Source organism: Dactylosporangium siamense, assembly GCF_016862795.1.
GTDB lineage: Bacteria > Actinomycetota > Actinomycetes > Mycobacteriales > Micromonosporaceae > Dactylosporangium > Dactylosporangium siamense.
Genome location: NZ_BONQ01000091.1, coordinates 67,578 through 82,844 on the forward strand (window position 1 = coordinate 67,578; position 15,267 = coordinate 82,844).

The following is a 15,267-nucleotide window of genomic DNA, read 5'->3' on the forward strand; positions in this document are numbered from 1 at the left end:
GTCACTCCTCTGCAACGGGAGGGCGGAGCGGGAACTTGAAGAACGCGAGCTGGACCGGAAGGGCACCCGGAGGACGCAACGCCGGGTCGCGGCTGCGCTCCGGGTACAGGAGTAACAACTCGTCGATCTTGTCGTCGATGGCCGACAGTTCTTCCGGTGTCACCCACCAGATCGTCTCGGCGAAGCCTGTGGCCTGACGCCACTCGCGGGGGTACAGGTGCCGGGTCTGCGTCCATCGCTGGAGCCGATCAAGGGTGCGCTGATACAGCGCCTCGACCAGACCACGGGCCAGCGCGTCCCGCTCCGCATCCCCGGACGTCTCGGAAATGGCGGCGGACAGGCCCACCAGCCGCCAGGGCCTGTTCCGCCCCCGACGCTCGGGTGCCTCCTCGACAAAGCCGTACTTCGCCAGTTGCCGCAGGTGGAAGGAGCAGGCGGAGGGCGTCTCCCCGACCAGCTTGCCCGCCTCCGTTGCGGTCAGCGGTCCGGACACCGCGAGTGCGTCCATCAGCGCCAGCCGGACTGGATGCGCCAGGGCACGCATGACCCGAGCGTCAGTTATCTCCGCGAGTGACCCGGATCCCTCGCGGGCTGGTTCTGTAGCCTCCGACACGAAACGAAAGCTATCTTTCGAAAGATAGCTTGTAAAGACATTCGCCCCACTCTATGCTTTGGATCATCCAACTGGGGACGGCCCCGACGACCAACCACCGGCGATGCGCAGCAAGCACCTGACGCTGCCCGAATCGCCGAAGAGGAAGGTGCAGACGACCCACGTCGACGACCAGCCGACGGAGCCGTTGCCGAGTCATTCGGCGCCCGAGCGTCGTTCTGCGGCGTTCCGGTGCGGCGGGCCGATCGGGCGAACCCAGGGGAGATGGTAATCCTCGGCGCGCCGTTCGACTGGGGCACCAGCTGTTCGGCCACGATGACGTGGAGTTCCTCCGCTCGACCGTGCCATGAACCCGTGTCATGGAACCTGGCAAGGTTCGGGCCATGGAGGGATCGGCAGTGGACCTGGTCGAGCTCGTCATGGCGCGTCGGAGGCTGCTTGTCCTGAAGCCTTGCAATGCATCGAGGGGCGATGGCGTGGTCATCGGCGCGCGGTCCACGCCGAGCGAATGGGACGGCGCGGTGGCACGCGCGCTGAAGGAGCCGTATGCCGTCCAGGAACGGGCACAGCCTCCGACCATGCGCGTGCTGCCTGCCGATGGCGGCCCGCTCCGGCCCATGAAGGCGGGCTTGACTGCTTCGTCTTCGGCGGTCAGCTGGCCAGGCCGGACTGGTGAGCCCATATCGCGATCTCGACCCGATTGCGGACCTGGAGCCGGGTGTGGATGCCGGCGAGGTGACCCTTGACCGTGCCGACGGAGATGTGTAGCTCCTTGGCGATCTCGGCGTTGGAGCGGCCGGTGGCGACGAGCCGCGCGACGTCACGTTCTCTGCTGGTGAGAACGTCCGGTCCCGGTCGGTCCGCGTTTCCGGTTGCTGCGCCGCTCAGGTGCCGCAGCAACCGGACCGTCACCTGTGGGCTGATCAGCGTGTCGCCGGCCATCGCTGCCCGGATCGCTTCGATCATCAAGGTCGGGCCGGAGCGTTTGAGCAGGAATCCCGATGCTCCGTGGCGCAGCGCGGCGTGCACATACTCGTCGAGGTCGAACGTAGTGACAACCACGACCCGGATCGGGTCGACGACGTGCGAGCCGGCCAGTTCACGGGTGAGTTGCAGTCCGTCGAGGCCCGGCATGCGGATGTCGGCCAGAACGACGTCGGGGCGAAGGTGCCGGGCGAGTTGGAGCGCGGTGGTTCCGTCCGCGGCCTCGCCGACCACGGTCATGTCCGGCTGGGCGTCGAGGATCAACCGGAAGGCGGCCCGGATACCGTCCTGGTCGTCGGCCAACAGGATCCTCGTCGATGTCATGTTCGGCATGTCACGTCGTCGCACTGGGTTTCACGGGCGCGCGCCGACGTCAACGGCAACTGGGCGCTCAGTCGCCATCCGGCGTCGTGCCGCCCGGCGTCGACCCGACCGCCCACGGCCCCAGCGGCCGCGGCGAGCCCGGCCAGGCCGCGCCCGGCAGGCACACCTCGGGACGCTTGCTCCGCGGTCGCCGACAGATCGTTGGTGACAGTGAGGGCAAGGGTACTCAGGCCGGTGCGGGTCACGTCGACCGAGACCAGCGTGGCGGTGGCGGCATGGCGGCGGACGTTTGTCAGTGCCTCGGCCACGATACGGTAGGCAAGGGCAGCGACGGCGACCGGAACCGAGTCGGTCAGTGTGGGGTCGAAGGTCAACCTGGCGCGGACCGGCCCGGTAGCGTCGAACCGGGCGACCAGCGCGGGCACGTCTTCCAGCCCGGAGCCGGGTGTTGACGCCTGGGTCTCGAGCATGTGCACAGTGCGGTCAAGGGTGGCCAAGGCGTGTTGCCCGGCCTGCTCGATTCGCCGGAACAGCGCCACCGCGTGCGCCGGGTCGGCGCCGACGACCTGGCCGGCCTGGGCGCCGGCGACCATCTCGCTGACATCGTGAGCGACGAAGTCGTGCAGGTCTCGGGCCAGGCGTAGACGTTGTGCCCGGCGGGCCTCAGCGGCGTACCGTTCCCGGCGCTGGTCCTGGCGGCGGAGGTGGAGTCCCACCGCAGCGGCGACGGCAGCTCCCAGGCCCCACAGCCCACCCGCGCCGACCGTGGCCGGCCATGACGCCGGGCTGGTCAGGCGAAGGACGAGCAGGGCGATGGCCAGGCTGGCCGCGCCCGCACCAAGGAGCGCTGATTCCGTCCGGCCACGGTGGGCGAACCGGACGGTGAGTGCCATGAGCGCGGCCAGTTCGATCAGGGACGGCAGCAGTGAGGCGCCCCATTCCGGGGATCCCTCGCCAGGGGGCCGGCCGGCTGCGATACCAACGGTCACGATGACTGATACGACGGCTGCGGTGACCGCGAGGGTGGTGTCGGTCCGGCTGAGTGCACCGCGCATGACCACCACCACGGCAACGATCGTGAGCGCCGCCGAGCCCAGGGCCATCCACATCGTCACGGTTGCCAACCCTACTGAACCGGGAAGCGGGTCGCGCCTGCCGAACAGCCTGGACCGACGTGCGAATCGAACCTGAGTCCAGCCATTGGACAGGTACGCCCGGCGTGGCGTCGCGGCCACGCTGGTCGCATGCGACGAGACGCGAAAGTGTGGGCAGCGGTGGCCGCCGGGTGGTCGGCCGCCTCCGCAGTGGCCGGTCTTACATGGGCGATCGGTGGGCCGGGCTTTCCCTTCGGCGGCGGCGACCGGGCGACCCGGATGGGGGCGGTGCTGACCGGCCTGCAGCCCGGCCCAGCAGGCGCCGGCATCGTCGCGCTCGGCTTGGCCGGCATCGTGGTCGCCCTGGTGTTGCCGCACCGCCCTCGACTGCGGGTCGTCGGCTGGCTGACCGCAGCCGTGCTGCTGCTGGTCGTCCCCGACGGCCGACTGTTGCTGGCCGTCGGGGAACTGCTGGTGGGGCATGGCGAACGGGTCGAAGCGGCAGCCGTCGGGCAGGCTTGGTGCTCGGTTGGCGGGGTCCTGTGGGCCGGCGCCGCCCGCGCCACCGGGCGCAGGAACAGCCGTCCTGGTGATCCGGCGTGGGCTCGGCGGGTCACCCTGGCGGCCGCCGCGTGTCCGCTTGCGTATGCGGCACCACGCACGCTGTGGGCGGCCGGACTCACGTTCGGTATCGACCCGGCAACCACCGCGATGGTGTCCACCCCGACCGGACGGACACGGGAACTCGTCTTCGCCGCCGCCGCGGTATCCGGCGGGCTGCTGACACTCGGACTGATTCAGCCGTGGGGCACCCAGCTGCCAGCGTGGCTGCCACTGCTCCGAGGCCGACGGGTCCCCCGCTGGCTGGCGACCGTCCCGGCCACGGCGGTTGCGGTCGTCCTCACCGGCGCCGGGGTCACCATGTGGCGGGCGCTCACCGCAGCCGCACTCACCGAGTCGGCCGGCGACATCGCGTTCGACCGGGCCAACTGGGCAGCATGGGCGGGCAACCTGATCTGGCTGCCGTGGGGTGTCACCCTGGGCCTGGCGACCTGGGCGTACCACCGCCGCCGGGCCACACTCGCACCAGCCGGTCCGCCGCGCCACAACCGATCGGAACCAGGCCTGGGACAACGTCGCTCGATGTGAGCGTGGTGTACCCGGGGGATCCGTCATCCGGATCCCCGGGTGCACCTCAGGCCGGGTGGCGGGCGGGGACAATCGTGGCGTGGAGTTTCGCGACCTGTCCGTCTACACCTACGCCGAGTTCCCGAGCCTTCCGGGGGTGCGGCAACGACGGCGCCACCGGGTCATCACGGCCCAGCGTGCGGCTTGCCGTGGCGGACGTCGTAGGTGGAGCCGTCGGCGAACACCAGGGCCGGGCCGTCGTCGCGGTGCAGGCGGTGCGCGTCGCCCCGCTGGATGACCTGGCCTCCGTAAACGACCTCCGGCTCGACCGACATCGAAACCGGCCGGCGCGACACCACACACACATCGGTGCGCGGCCACCACCAGCCGGCGCCGCAGCGGCCCAGGTCTGCGATCTGGCCGAAGTACCGCACGTAGCCGGGCGCGTCCTCCGGCGGGCCCAGCAGACCCAGCCGCAGTGCCGCATCGTAGAAGCCGACCCACATCGCGCCGGTCCACGCCTCGCAGGGCGCGGGCACCGACCGGTCGGAGCACACGGCGTCGCGTACCGACACCCGCAGCAGTGCGTCAGCCTCGTAGCCGTGGGCGCCCTCCACCGGCGGCCCGTACCAGTCGTAGACGGTGACGCCGAACGGCTCGGCGATGTCCGCGAGAAGGTTCACGTCGACTTCACCGAGGTCGAAACCCGCTTGATGCAGCAGGGCCGCGTCGATCCAGATCACATGCCGCGGGTGCATCCAACCGGTGATGCCGAGCGGCTGATCCTTCCTGGGCAGGACGCCACCCGCCCGCTCACCGAGCTCGCCAAGCAGCCGCGCCGCCTCGCGCGGCGAGTCGACCCAGGCGATCCGCGGCGGCGGGGTCTCGAGGTCCGCATAGGCCGACCAGATCACCGCCTCGGTCGCCTCCCGGTCCAGCGGTCGGGACACCGCGGCCGCCGCCCGCCAGTCCCGCGCCAGCCCGGCCACCAGTTCGGCCTGCTCCGCGTTCAGCCTCATCCTGCGAGGCTGCCACAGCGCCGCAAGCCGGGGTCGATGCCAGCCAGCCCGAGGTTGGAGATCAAGTAAGGCACGCAGGTGCAGGGCCCGGACGACAGGGTCCGAGCGGCGTCAGCCCACCGTCGAGTCCGACCCGTCGACCACCCCCGCCAGATCGCCGCCGAGCGGGCGGTCGTTGACGCAGCGCAGCACCGACGGGTCGAGCAGCAGGTCCGGGTCGAAGCGGGCGGCGGTGCTGAGCATGATCACCACCGACTCCCCGGGCAGCACGCTCCGGCGCATCCGCTTTCAGGTCGGGCCGTAGCGTCGTCGCCTGCCCCGCGCCGTCCAGCACGCGGCCTGGGCCGCCGGCCGGGCCGAGGTCAGCCGGCACGGAGACGATCCTCGACGGTGGCGGCCAGATGATGCAGGCCGGCCTCCTGACACAGGCGCCGCGCTCGCCGGTACATGCCGTCGGCGTCTGCGGTGTCACCGCGGGCGGCGAGGACGTCACCAAGACCGCAGGTCGGATATACCATGTTGTAACGGTCGCCAATCCTCGCGAACAGCTCCAACGAGCCGCGGTAGTGGTCCTCGGCCTCGGCGAGGCGGTGTGTTCCGAGGTAGGCCAGACCGAGACTGTCCAGCGTGAACGCCGCGCCATAGACGTCATCGATCGAGTTCTGAAGCTTCAGCGCCCGGTCGAGTGGCTCGAGCGCCTCGGCGTACCGGCCGGAGCCGGCCAGCAGGTATCCGTAGGTGTTGAAACCCTGCGCCTGATCGGCCGCCGTGCCGTGCGTGGTGTACAGCTCGACCTGCCGCTCAGCGACCTCAACAGCCTCCGCGAAACGCTCAGCGTTGTGCAACGCGGTGGCGACGCTTCGGTATGCGTCAGCCTGACCCACGTGCATGCCGGCCTCGCGGTAGAGCACGGCGGCACGCAGGCCCGCATCTCGGGCGCCGTTCGTGTCACCGAGATATCCGGATGCACGCGAGATGCCGTGCTGAGCCAGTGCCTGGCCGATCCGGTCGCCGCGTCTGCTGGCGGCAGCCAGCGCGGTGCGGGACGCGACGATCACGTCGCCCCAGCGGCCAGCGCGCAGCGCGTAGTTCTCCATGTTGCGGGCGGTGCGAGTGGGATGCAACGCGACGGCGGGGTCTTCAGACGCGGCCGCCAGCGCCACGCTCGCCATCAGGGCGGCATGCTCGCCGGTGAACCACGCGAGCGCCTCGTCGCGGTCGTCGATGGTCTCTGGCCTGACGCCCGGCGCCAAGGGCGGCAAGGGAACCGTCCAGCGGAACGCGTCAAGATGCCGGTCCGCCTCCGCGGATGTGTGCAGATAGTGATCCAGCAGGCGGCGCACGCCGGCCGACGCTTCCGGATCGGTGGAGATCAGCTCGCGAGAGAAGGCCATGAGCAGATCATGAAACGCGTATCGACCCGGCTCGACCTCGACGAGCAGGTTCACCTCGACGAGCTCGTCCAGGGCGGCCGCCACCTCCTCCGGCCGGTCGCCAGCCAGGCTGGCGGCGACCGCCGCCGAGACGCTGCCGCCGGTGTGCAGGCCGAGCAGCCGGAACAGCCGCGCCGTCGGCCGTCGCAGCAGGCGGTAGGACCACGAGAAGACCGCCCGGATGTCGATGGTCGCGTCCGGGCTGGCCAATGAGTCGAGACGCCGTGCTCCTTGCCTCAACCCACGAGCGACGACGGCGAGGGATCTCCGGGGCGCAACGGCGGCGCGAGCCGCCGTGATCGCGAGGGCCAGCGGAAGGCCGGCGCATCCGTCGATGACCTCCTCGACCGCTGCTGACTCGAGCGCGGTCGCTGACCGGCCGAGCCGAGCGGTGAGCAGGGCTCGCGCCTCGTCGCGGCCAAGCGTGTCGAGCGGCAGCGACATGGCACCCTCGACCGCGACGAGGCCGGTGAGGCTGCTCCGGCTGGTCACCAGCGTCAGACAGCCCGGCGCCGCAGGCAGCAGCGGGCGGACCTGGGCCGCGTCTCTGGCGTTGTCCAGCACGACCAGCACTCGCCGGCCCGCAATGACACTGCGGAACAGTGCCGCGCGCGCGTCCAGGCCGACCGGCAGCCGCCTCGGCGGCACACCCAGCCCGTCGAGCAGCACCCGTAGCGCCTCTTCGGGGGTCTCGGCGTCCTCGGGAGGGCCGTAGCCGTTGAGGTTGACGTACAGGCAGCCATCGGGGAAGCGGTTCCCGGCATGGTGACCCCAGTGCACGGCGAGGGCCGTCTTACCCACACCGGCGGGGCCGGACAGCCCGACGATGACCGCCGCCTCGGTCACGGTGTCGGCGTACCGGTTGAGCTGCGCGATCTCCTCGACGCGGCCGATGAATCCGTGGACACCGAAGGGCAGTTGAGACGGCACAGTCCGCACGGACGTGAAGGCCGGCGGCGGGCCGTGTCCGGCGCGCCGATCGGGTCGGACCTGGCCGTGCTGCTGGCGAAGGACCCGCCGATGCGTGTCGACGAGGGCGGGGGAAGGATCGATGCCCAACTCGTCGACGAGTCGTCGGCTGATGTCGGCGTAGCTGTCCAGCGCAGAGGCCTGCAGGCCGCCGGCCGCGAGCGCCGCTATGAGCCGCGCGTGGAGCGGTTCGTGCAGAGGGTTGGCAGCGGTGAGCGCACGGAGGAGCGGCAGACACCGCTCGGGTTGGCAGTGGGCGAGCGCCAGATCGGCGTAGCAGAGGGTCGCCGCGATCCGTTCCTCCAGCACTGCGGTGACGATCGGGTGGCTGCTCAGCTCAGGCACGTCGTGAAGAGGGTCACCCGACCAGAGCGCCAGCGCGGACTCAAACATCTCCAGGGCCGCAGAGGGCTCCGCTTTGCGGGCTTCGTCGAGCCGACGGCGGAAATCGGTCAGGTCGAGGTCCTCGTCGTCGACGTTGAGCCGATAGCCAAGGGGTGTCCGGCTGACCACGCCCGTCTGAGTCTGCGCCTGAGCCTGGGGAAACGGCTGCAACGCCGCACGCAACCTGGACACGTAGGTCTGCACAACCTGCGCCGCCGTCGATGGCGCAGCACCGCCCCAGAGGACGTCGATCAGGTCCGTCTGCAAGACGGCATCGTTCGCGGACAACGCCAGGCGTCCCAGCACGGCCCGGCGCCTGCCTCTGCCCAGCAGCACGCGTCTCGGTCCTCGGTGGACCTGCAACGCTCCGAGTATCTGGATCCGCACGGACCCGGCGGCAGGTTGCACCGGCCGGTCCGGTGCGGCGCCGAACGCAGCCTGGCGGAAGTCGGCCTCGGCATCAGCGGTCAGCTCCAGCACGATGACAACGGCGTCCACCAGCGACCGCCGGGGCCGTGTGGTCCGTCCCTGCTCGAGATCGCGGATCGCGGCCAGGCTCACCCCCGCACGGCTCGCCAGCAAACGCTGGCTGATTCCGGCGCGCTGCCGAAAGGAAGCCAGCAACGGCCCCAGCCGATTGTCGCCCGCAGTCATACCCACGCCGTAACCCCCCGTTGCGTCGTTGACGGCGACCCTATCGCGAACACGGATCGCATACGGGGGCGCGCACGCGCGCATCGGATCGATCACCGACAAGACACTGCGGTCAGCACTATCAATGACCAGTTCCTCGAGCACCCGGCGGCGCTCGGCATCGCTACGACCGGAGCTGCCGCTGACCCGCCGTCGGTGCCGGGTCAGCGGGACGCGACCGGCTCGGTCGGACCGGACACCGTGGTGGCGGACACCAGCTCCGGGCCGGGTCCGGATGATGGTCGCCGGCGGCCGGCCACCCGGCCCTGGTGGCGCCTCGTCGCCGACTCGAGGGTGCACAGCAGGCAGACGATCGCCGCGACGACGACGCTGAGGGGCAGGGCGCTGATGAGCACCAGGACCGGGATGTCGCCGGAGCCGTTCAGGCCGCGCATGGCGAACGCGGACCCCAACGCCGTGACGGTGGCGAGCACACCGGCCAGCAGTGTCGAGGTGAGCAGGGCCCAACCGGATCCTGCGAGGGTGCCGCCGGACCCCGTCATGCGTCGGTGCGTGGCCTGGCCGAGGGCGATGCCGAGCACCCCGGCGACCACGGCGACGATGATGCCGAGCAGGGCGACGAGGCGCATCCAGCCGGCGATGTCCTCGGCGTAGCGGAGCGCGCCGAGCCACTCCTGACCGGGGAGGCTCACGTATGGCAGTGGCAGCAGGGTGAACGCGGCACGGGCAATGGCCTGGCGTCCGGCCTCGCCGTCGGCGTTGAGGACCAGCACGGCCCGCAGCTCGCCCGGTTCACCGACCGACGACACGAGCGCGCCGTGCGGGCCGGGTGCGATGATGCCCAGGGTGGTCAGCGCTCGGCCGAAGCTGCTCCACTGGGGGTAGAGCCCGTCCGTCGGTGTCGGCGTCGTCGGGCACGCGGCGCCGGATCCGAGCCGGGCCAGTGCCGCACAGGTGCCGACCAGCACGGTCGATCGGTCGCCGCGATACATCCGCAGGACCCGATCGGTGCCGACGGCGGTGAGGAACCGGTCCCGGCCGACGTGCAGACCGGTGCTGTTGACCTGGACGATCTGCGCGCCGACGGTGTCCCGCACGGCGACGGCGCGGCGCTCCTCCGCGCCGGTCACGGTTGCCCCGACCATGACGGTCGCGGGGACGACGAGCGCCAGAGCGAGCACGCCGGCGAACGCCCCGACCGACGTCGGACCGCGGCGCAGCCATCGTCCAGCGGCCGGGGCACCGGGGCTACGGCGGCGCTCGGCCCTCATGAGGAGCCACCGCCCGACTGCGGCGGTGCCGCGCCGGGTGATCGACGGCAGGGCGAGCAGCATGGTGAGGACTCCGCCGAGCAGCAGCCATTGCCCCGCCGGGGCACCGAGGGCAGCCAGGATCAGCAAGGTGGTTCCGGCGGTCGCCAGCCGGCGCGGCCAGTCGCTCGAGGTGATCCACTGGTCGGCGGTGCGGAGCCGCGCTGCCCAGCGGCGATCGGCGAACACTCCGCGCAGCGAGGCCAGCAGCGCGACACCCACGGCGGCGCCGACGACCGTGACGACGTGCACCGCGGCCATCGGCGCATCGGCGGCACCGACCAGCCGCTGGTCCGTGATCGACAGGGTGCCGCCGTGGTGGCGTAGCCACCACGCAAGCCCGCCGGCGACCGACGCACCGATTGTCGCCGCCGGCAGCGTCCGGGCGAACAACCGTGCGGAGCGCAGCGGCGCCCCGCGACGGAGCCGCCGAGATCCCGCCGCGACGGCCAGCGGCACCACCGGCACGACCAGCAGGCTCACCGCCAGGACCGTCAGCCAGGTCGGTGCCCGCAGACCGCTCGACAACGGCTGGAGCGGCCGTTGACCCCAGCCGCTGATCGAGGTCCAGGTGCCGTCCGTGGCGGCCGCGCCGTCCGGCGGTCGGTAGTAGACGAAGAGCTCGTCGCGGTCAGCCAGGCCGTCGGGCGCGATGCTGCCGGCGAATCGACCGTACCGGCCTCGAAGGTCACCGTGCCGGTCGGCGGCCACCAGCGCCGGGGACAGCCACGCCTCGCCTGGGGCGGGCCAACGGGGAAGCCCCGGCGGTGGTGGTGCCGCGGTGGCGAGCGGCACCAGTGCGATCACCGGGAACTGGCGCCCGTCGAGCACGTCGGCCGTCTCTCCGTACCGGGCGACCGCGGCAGCGGGACCGACCGGGACCGGCGAACGTGCGAAGTTCCGCTGCTGCGCCGCATTGTGGCTTTCGTGCGAGCCGATCGCCAGCCAGCAGGTCATTACTGCCACAGCGCTGGCGAACGCCACCGCGGCGGCTCGTAGGAACCGGGACACGAGCGTCTCACCTTCCTGATCGACGGGCCGGCGACCGACTGACCGGCCACCGGCCCGCCATCGGCTCAGTACCCGGTGTAGGCGTAGCTGGTGGCGCAATACCAGTCGACCCAGGCGTTGCGGCACGCCTTGAACCGGAAGATGTGCTCGGGCTCGTAAGCTGAGGTCCGGCACTGACCGTTGCCGGCGTCGTTCTCGACGGACCGTTCGAGGTAGCCGCGCACGCCGTAGATGGCCCGGACCTTCTTGCTGTCGGGGGCGACATCGCAGACGGTGACCGTCCGCGAGGCGTCCAGGTCATAGGCGTAGGACCCCGCGATGCTGGACGAGGCCGCTTCCGCGCTCGTCGGTGCCGCCAGCACCGACGCACCGGCGAACACTACGGCGGCGAGCCGCATTCTCCGTGCATGTCGAACCACGCATGCCTCCTTCATAGGAAAACCTCAATGGGCATGTTGATGGTCGTCGTCGGCGCTTGCCATTTCCGTTCGGTACGCTGCCCGTACGCAACCCGTACCGCGGGGCCGGTGGTACGCGACGGACGGCAGGGTCCGAGCGGCGTCAGCCCACCGTCGAGTCCGACCCGTCGACCACCCCCGCCAGATCGCCGCCGAGCGGGCGGTCGTTGACGCAGCGCAGCACCGACGGGTCGAGCAGCAGGTCCGGGTCGAAGCGGGCGGCGGTGCTGAGCGTGATCGCCACCGACTCCCCCGGCAGCACGGTGAGCAGCGCGTCGTCCACGGTCGCCGTCGGGTCCACCCGGTCGGCGAGCAGAGTGAGGTCGCGCAGCAGGGTCTGCGCGGCGACGGTGACCCGGTAGCCGCCCGGGACGGCCTCGGCCGTCGCCGTGAACCGGGCCCGCGGATAACGCAGCTCCCGGTCGCGGGCGAAGAACCACAGCGCCCGGGTGGCGTCCGGCGCCGAGGCCACCAGCAGCTCGGCCGAAGGCGCCGCCGGCTCGCTCAACGACGCGTCGAGCGGCCGGACCGCGGCGCCGCGCGGCGCGACGACGACGGTGACCGTCCGCTCGGCGAGGACCGCGCCGTCGTCGAGGCGGCGGCGGGTGAGCCGCACCGTCGCGGACCACGGCGTGGCGGTGTCGTTGACGGCGACCAGCGCCGGACGACCGTCCCGGGGCTGCAGCGTGACGAGCCGCGGCGCGTACGCCCGCCGCAGCGCGTACCAGGCGGGTTTGCGCCGCTCCTGCGAGTCGACCACGGACCACGAGATCGCCGGCCAGCAGTCGTTCAGCTGCCACAGCACCGTCCCCTGGCACCGCGGCCGGTGCGAGCGGAAGTGGGTGATCCCCAGCTCGATCGCCCGGGCCTGGTTGACCGAGGCCAGGAAGTGCCAGTCGTCGAAGCCGTCGGGGACGCCGAAGTGGTGGGCGAGTGAACGGTCGAGCTTCGCCATCCCGTGCTCCGCCTTCTGGTGCGCCACCAGTGCGGGGCTGTGCGGGTGCAGCGGCTCGCCGGGCAGCGCGTCGCGGAGGGTGGCGTAGGTGGCCGGTCCCTGGAAGCCGAACTCCCCGACGAGGCGCGGCACGGAGTCGCGGTAGTGCTCGTAGTCCAGCTCGTTCCAGACCGCCCAGAGGTGCGTCGTGCCGTGGTCGGGGTCGTTGGGGTGCTGCCCGGCCCCCGAATACGGGCTGCCCGGCCAGTAGGGGCGGGTCGGGTCGAGCTCGGCCACGATCCGGGGCAGCAGGTCGAGGTAGTAGCCGAGCCCCCAGCTGCGGCCGCGGGTGCCCGGCTCCCAGCCCCAGTCGCGCTGCGCCCAGATGTTCTCGTTGCAGCCGATCCAGAGCACCAGGCTCGGATAGGGCATGAGCCGGGTCACCGCCTCGGTGGCCTCGGCGGCCACCTCGCCGGCCAGTTCCGGCTCCTCCGGATACGCCGCGCAGGCGAAGAGGAAGTCCTGCCAGACGAGCAGCCCCAGCTCGTCGCAGAGGTCGTAGAGGTCGTCGCCGCCGAAGACCCCGCCGCCCCAGACCCGGATGAGGTTGGCGCCGGCGTCACGGGCCTGGGTGAGCCGCCGGCGCAGCCGGTCCCGGTCGACCCGGTGCGGGAACGGGTCGTCGGGGATCCAGTTCACGCCCCGCACGAGGACCGGCGTGTCGTTGACGACCAGCGAGAACCGGCTGCCGCCGGCGTCGGTGCCGGTGTCCAGCCGCACGGCGCGGAAGCCCACCGACCGCCGCCATGTGTCCAGGACCGTGTCGCCGTCGAGCAGCCGCACGGTGAGCTCGTAGCGGTCCTGCCCGCCGAGGTCGTGCGGCCACCAGCGGCGCACGTCCGGCACCGTGCAGTCCAGCCGGGCCCGGTCGGCGCCGGCCGGCACCTCGGTCGTGACGTGCCGGCCGGCGATCTCGGCGACCAGCCGCAGGGGCGCGTCGCCGGCCCGGTCCAGCTCGACGTCGATCCGTACCTCGCCGGTGCGACCCTCGACGGTGAGCTGGGGCCGGACCGCGGCGAGCCGGGCCACCGACCACCGGTGCAGCCCGATCGGGCGCCAGCTGCCGGCGGTCGTCAGATCCGGGCCCCAGTCCCAGCCGAAGTTGCAGGCCATCTTGCGGATGAAGTTGTACGGGTGGGTGTAGCTGCACGGCAGATCGCCGAGCTGCTCCCGCAGCCGCTGCGCCTCCTCGTCGGCGGGCAGGAAGTCGATGGTGAGGGTGTGGTCGCCGGGCGCCAGGCCGGTCACGTCGAAGCGGTGGGTGCGGTGCATGTTCCGGGTGTGCCCGAGGACCCGCCCGTCGACCGCGACCACCGCCACGGTGTCAAGACCGTGGCAGACCAGCTCCAACCGCTCGCCCGGCGGCGCCGCCTCGACCGGGAACGATCCCTCGTATCGCCAGGCGCAGCGGCCGATCCAGCCCAGCGTCGCCTCTACCCGACCCTCGCACGGCTCGTCGATGAGGCCGGCCGCGAGCAGGTCCGTGTGGACGGTGCCGGGGACCGTCGCGGGAACCGGCAGCGCCGCCGCGATCGCCGCCGGGGTGTCCGGCGCCGCCCGCAGCAGCGACAGCCGCCATCCGTCGTGAGGCAGGTGCAGCTCTGGCATGTGTGCTCGGCTCTCTGTGCGAAGGGGTGGTCAGCAATGAACCCGCGGCCGTGCCCCCGGGAACAGGGGCGCGGCCGCGGGGTGGGACGGTGCGTCAGCCGATGTGCAGTTCCGGCCGGCTGTCGCCGGCGTCCCGGGAGTGGAAGCTCGTCCACGTCCCGGAGCTGCTGGTCACCGCGATGGTGACCGTCGCGTCACCGGCCCGCTCCGCGCGGACCAGGTCGGTGACGTCGAGCTCGACCCAGCCGGCGCTGGCCGCGGCGGCGGTCTGCGCGACGACCGCGCCGGCGGCGGGCAGCGACCCGGGCGCGGTCGACTCCGACCAGCCGTCGTCGTCCACCCGGTGTGCGCTCACCGTCACCGGCCCGGCCTCGGTGTTGGCCCGGTACAGGCGCAGCCGGGCCGAGCCGATGTCGCCGGCGACGCCGGTGAGGTCGAACTTGAAGTACGCCGTCTGCCAGATGCTGGTGTTGATCCAGGCGTCGGCGCCGCCGGTGCCGGCGTAGTTGTCCCGGTCGGCGACGGGGTGCAGGGTGGCGGCGGCCGGCGGGGTCGACGTCCACGGCTGCACGGTGACCCAGCTGGCGGACAGCGGCGACTGGGTGGCGGCCGGGATCAGCCGCCCGGGCTCGAGGCCCTTGGCCCGCAGCCCGTCGATGATGCAGCCCACCGCGTCGACGGTGGCGGCGGAGAAGTCGTGCTGCAGCACGATCGACTGGTCCCGCGCGTGGCTGACCACGAAGTCGCAGATGTATGCCGGGTCCTGATTCTGCTCCTCCCAGTCGCCGGGCACGTTGTCGAAGACGACCTGGCTCATGCCCAGGCTGTCGCCGATGGCCCGCAGCCGGTCGTCGACCTCCCCGAACGGGGGCCGCCAGAGCCGCGGCCGGGGGACCCCGGCCGCGACCAGCGCGTCGGTCGTGCGCTGCAGCTCCGAGCGGACCTGCTCGTCGGTCAGCCCGCTGAGCGCGGGGTGGGTGAACGAGTGGTTGCCGATGTCGTGCCCGGCGTCGGACTCCTGCCGGGCCAGGGCGGGATCGGTGGTGGTGTTGTCCCCGCGCAGAAAGAAGGTCGCCCGGACCCCCTTCTGGGCGAGGATCTGCAGCAGCCGGCGGCTGTTGTCACCGGCGGGCCCGTCGTCGAAGGTCAGCGCGACGTAGCCGGTGGCAGCGGCCGCGCGGGTCACCGGGGCGGCGGCCGCCGCGGGCTGGGCCGGACCGATGAGCCCGGTCGCGGCCAGCGCGCAGACACCGCCGGCGGCGGCGAGGGTGCGCATCATGGGGT

General features: G+C 72.0%; 11 protein-coding genes. 1 reads left to right on the forward strand and 10 read right to left on the reverse strand.

All coding sequences use genetic code 11. The annotated features are described in order from the left end of the window. Nucleotide 1 precedes the first annotated feature (1 nt). From Dsi01nite_RS30250 to Dsi01nite_RS30260, 3 genes are all read right to left on the reverse strand, one after another. A complete protein-coding gene (locus Dsi01nite_RS30250; protein ID WP_203849703.1) occupies nucleotides 2-544 on the reverse strand; it encodes an ArsR/SmtB family transcription factor in 543 nt (180 codons plus the stop codon). A gap of 720 nt (nucleotides 545-1,264) precedes the next feature. Continuing rightward, nucleotides 1,265-1,921: a response regulator gene (locus Dsi01nite_RS30255; protein ID WP_373318870.1), complete on the reverse strand. Its 657-nt coding sequence runs from the start codon at nucleotides 1,919-1,921 to the stop codon at nucleotides 1,265-1,267. Next, nucleotides 1,918-3,024: a sensor histidine kinase gene (locus tag Dsi01nite_RS30260; protein ID WP_203849705.1), complete on the reverse strand. Its 1,107-nt coding sequence runs from the start codon at nucleotides 3,022-3,024 to the stop codon at nucleotides 1,918-1,920. The genes Dsi01nite_RS30255 and Dsi01nite_RS30260 overlap by 4 nt, the downstream gene beginning before the upstream one ends. Before the next feature lie 141 nt (nucleotides 3,025-3,165). Here Dsi01nite_RS30260 and Dsi01nite_RS30265 point away from each other — a divergent pair, with 141 nt between their 5' ends. After that, nucleotides 3,166-4,164: a hypothetical protein gene (locus Dsi01nite_RS30265; RefSeq protein ID WP_203849706.1), complete on the forward strand. Its 999-nt coding sequence runs from the start codon at nucleotides 3,166-3,168 to the stop codon at nucleotides 4,162-4,164. Between the two features lie 164 nt (nucleotides 4,165-4,328). Here the strand turns inward: Dsi01nite_RS30265 and Dsi01nite_RS30270 are convergent, their stop codons facing one another. From Dsi01nite_RS30270 to Dsi01nite_RS30300, 7 genes are all read right to left on the reverse strand, one after another. Further along, nucleotides 4,329-5,162: a DUF6745 domain-containing protein gene (locus Dsi01nite_RS30270; RefSeq protein WP_203849707.1), complete on the reverse strand. Its 834-nt coding sequence runs from the start codon at nucleotides 5,160-5,162 to the stop codon at nucleotides 4,329-4,331. Between the two features lie 111 nt (nucleotides 5,163-5,273). Beyond that, nucleotides 5,274-5,444 carry a hypothetical protein gene (locus Dsi01nite_RS30275; protein WP_203849708.1) on the reverse strand — a complete coding sequence of 57 codons (171 nt, stop codon included), beginning with the start codon at nucleotides 5,442-5,444 and terminating at the stop codon, nucleotides 5,274-5,276. Nucleotides 5,445-5,524: 80 nt separating this feature from the next. After that, complete coding sequence (locus Dsi01nite_RS30280) at nucleotides 5,525-8,746, reverse strand: BTAD domain-containing putative transcriptional regulator (protein ID WP_203849709.1); 3,222 nt, start codon at nucleotides 8,744-8,746, stop codon at nucleotides 5,525-5,527. A 59-nt stretch (nucleotides 8,747-8,805) separates the two neighbouring features. Continuing rightward, complete coding sequence (locus Dsi01nite_RS30285; RefSeq protein ID WP_203849710.1) at nucleotides 8,806-10,923, reverse strand: hypothetical protein; 2,118 nt, start codon at nucleotides 10,921-10,923, stop codon at nucleotides 8,806-8,808. Nucleotides 10,924-10,988: 65 nt separating this feature from the next. Then, on the reverse strand, nucleotides 10,989-11,342 hold the full coding sequence (locus Dsi01nite_RS30290; RefSeq protein WP_203849711.1) for a hypothetical protein: 354 nt from the start codon (nucleotides 11,340-11,342) through the stop codon (nucleotides 10,989-10,991). Between the two features lie 142 nt (nucleotides 11,343-11,484). Beyond that, the gene (locus Dsi01nite_RS30295; RefSeq protein WP_203849712.1) at nucleotides 11,485-13,983 is read right to left on the reverse strand and encodes a glycoside hydrolase family 2 protein; all 2,499 of its coding nucleotides are present in this window, start codon (nucleotides 13,981-13,983) and stop codon (nucleotides 11,485-11,487) included. Nucleotides 13,984-14,077: 94 nt separating this feature from the next. Then, complete coding sequence (locus Dsi01nite_RS30300) at nucleotides 14,078-15,262, reverse strand: polysaccharide deacetylase family protein (protein WP_203849713.1); 1,185 nt, start codon at nucleotides 15,260-15,262, stop codon at nucleotides 14,078-14,080. Nucleotides 15,263-15,267 lie beyond the last annotated feature (5 nt).

Coding starts and splice junctions, on each gene's coding strand:
- Dsi01nite_RS30250 (WP_203849703.1), bottom strand. CDS start 544: ATGCGTGCCCTGGCGCATCCAGTCCGGCTGGCGCTGATGGACGCACTC.
- Dsi01nite_RS30255 (WP_373318870.1), bottom strand. CDS start 1,921: ATGACATCGACGAGGATCCTGTTGGCCGACGACCAGGACGGTATCCGG.
- Dsi01nite_RS30260 (WP_203849705.1), bottom strand. CDS start 3,024: ATGGCCCTGGGCTCGGCGGCGCTCACGATCGTTGCCGTGGTGGTGGTC.
- Dsi01nite_RS30265 (WP_203849706.1), top strand. CDS start 3,166: ATGCGACGAGACGCGAAAGTGTGGGCAGCGGTGGCCGCCGGGTGGTCG.
- Dsi01nite_RS30270 (WP_203849707.1), bottom strand. CDS start 5,162: ATGAGGCTGAACGCGGAGCAGGCCGAACTGGTGGCCGGGCTGGCGCGG.
- Dsi01nite_RS30275 (WP_203849708.1), bottom strand. CDS start 5,444: ATGCGCCGGAGCGTGCTGCCCGGGGAGTCGGTGGTGATCATGCTCAGC.
- Dsi01nite_RS30295 (WP_203849712.1), bottom strand. CDS start 13,983: ATGCCAGAGCTGCACCTGCCTCACGACGGATGGCGGCTGTCGCTGCTG.
- Dsi01nite_RS30300 (WP_203849713.1), bottom strand. CDS start 15,262: ATGATGCGCACCCTCGCCGCCGCCGGCGGTGTCTGCGCGCTGGCCGCG.